The 2,006-nt window shown below is 72.9% G+C and carries 2 protein-coding genes; both read left to right on the forward strand.

Going from position 1 to position 2,006, the window contains the following annotated elements; translation table 11 throughout:
• Positions 1-665 precede the first annotated feature (665 nt).
• Positions 666-944, forward strand: a complete 279-nt coding sequence (locus AAHZ94_RS33305; RefSeq protein ID WP_349997434.1) for a YlxR family protein — start codon at positions 666-668, stop codon at positions 942-944.
• A gap of 153 nt (positions 945-1,097) precedes the next feature.
• The coding region (locus AAHZ94_RS33310; protein ID WP_349997435.1) for a translation initiation factor IF-2 N-terminal domain-containing protein at positions 1,098-2,006 on the forward strand (909 nt) is incomplete at its 3' end.

The following is a 2,006-nucleotide window of genomic DNA, read 5'->3' on the forward strand; positions in this document are numbered from 1 at the left end:
AACGGAGCCAACGGAGCCAACGGAGCCAACGGAGCCAACGGAGCCAACGGAGCCAACGGAGCCAACGGAGCCAACGGTACGGTGGCGGGGCGGTGTGTAGAGCGGCCTCGTCGTGGTGCGTCACCGCACCCTCTAGAAGGCTCCGCACGGAGCTCCGTTCCGTACGGCGCCGTCCGCTCCACCCCGTACGGCTTCGTGGCGTCGGACACAGTCTTCTGGTGATGCGGACCTGGACAGAGCCTGGGTGCGTGGGCGCGGAGGGAGCCGCTACCGCCCCGTGGCCCCGGGCCCGTACCCGAATCAAGCAGCACGACTGGTGCCCGAGCCCCGCCCACCGGGCGACCCTCTCGTCGGAGCACGGAGCACGGAGCACGGAGCACGGAGCACGGAGCACGGAGCACGGAGCACGGAGCACGGAGCACGGAGCACGGAGCCTCGCGCGCGTGCGCGAGGCAGCACGGAGCGAGAGGCGGACGGGGCACGCAGTGCGAAGCACGGAGCGGTGCGTAGCACCTATCGTGGCAGCGCTACTCGCGCACCGTGCGTCGGCAGGAACACAGGGTCACCATCGCGTGGTCGATGGGATCTGCGGAGCAGGATGACAAGCGACCGTTCGATCGTTGCCCTAAACGGGTGGGGTCGGCGCGGGGAGGTAGACTAAAACAGTGTCTGGCCGGACGCGCGTCAGCGCATGCCCTGAGCGAACCTGTGTGGGATGCCGGGAGCGCGCGACCAAGGACGAACTACTGCGCATCGTGGTGGCTGGGAACGACTGCGTTCCCGACCAGCGCGGTACGCTGCCCGGCCGGGGTGCGCACATGCACCCGACACAGGTCTGTTACGACCTGGCGGTTCGCCGCCGGGCGTTTCCCAGGGCCTTCCGGGTCCAGGGCCCGCTCGACACGACGGCCTTGAGTCGGTACGTCGAACGGGTAACACCGTAAGAGTTGGAAGTACGGCACGGGACACCGTGCGATCAGGTACCTCGCGAGTTGGAAGTAGGTCGAGATTGCGATGAGCACTCGATGAGTACGCGATGAGTACGCCCATGAAGTAGCGACGGTCCGGCGGTCAACCCCGGACCTAAAAGGAGCGATGTGGCTAAGGTCCGGGTATACGAACTCGCCAAGGAGTTCGGCGTTGAGAGCAAGGTCGTCATGGCCAAGCTCACTGAACTCGGTGAATTCGTACGTTCGGCGTCCTCGACGATCGAGGCGCCGGTTGTACGCAAGTTGACTGACGCTTTCCAGCAGGGCAACGGTTCCGGCCGTTCCGCTGGCAAGCCCGCGGCGCCGCGCAAGGCGTCGCCCGCCAAGCCGTCTGCGCCGTCTCCGCAGGCGGCCCGTCCCGCTGCCCCGAAGCCCCCAGCGCCCGGCCCCAAGCCGGCGCCGAGCGGCCCCGTGGGCAGCACGGGTGCGGCCCCCACGCCGGGTCCGCGCCCCACTCCGGGCCCGAAGGCCCCGACACCGGGCCCGCGCCCGACGCCGGCCCCCGCGGCACCGGCCGCGCCCGCGCAGCCGGAGTTCACCGCGCCGCCGGCGGCCACCCCCGTGCCCGCCAAGCCCAGTGGTGCCAAGCCCGGCGCGACGCCGGGCCCGCGCCCCGGTGGTCGGCCCTCCGCGCCCGGTCAGGGCGGTCAGGGGCAGGGCGGCGGTCGCTCCGGTGCCCCGCGCCCCGGCGGCCAGGGCGGCGCGCCCCGTCCGGGCGGGCGCCCCTCGGGCCCGCGTCCGGGTAACAACCCCTTCACCTCCGGTGGCAGCACCGGCATGTCCCGCCCGCAGGCCCCGCGCCCGGGTGGTCCGCGCCCCGGCCCCGGCGGTCAGAGCCAGGGCGGTCCGCGTCCGCAGGGCGGCGGCGGCCAGGGTGGCCACGCCGGCCCGCGTCCCGGCCCGGGCGGCGCCCGGCCGGTGGGGGGGGGCGGGGGGGGCGCCGGGGTGCTGGCGGTGGTCTTCGCCTTCGGCGGCCTTGAGGTGGTCACCATCGCGGCGGCCGAGTCGGAGGACCCG

The sequence above is a fragment of the Streptomyces sp. HSW2009 genome, assembly GCF_040240285.1.
Classification (GTDB): Bacteria; Actinomycetota; Actinomycetes; order Streptomycetales; family Streptomycetaceae; genus Streptomyces.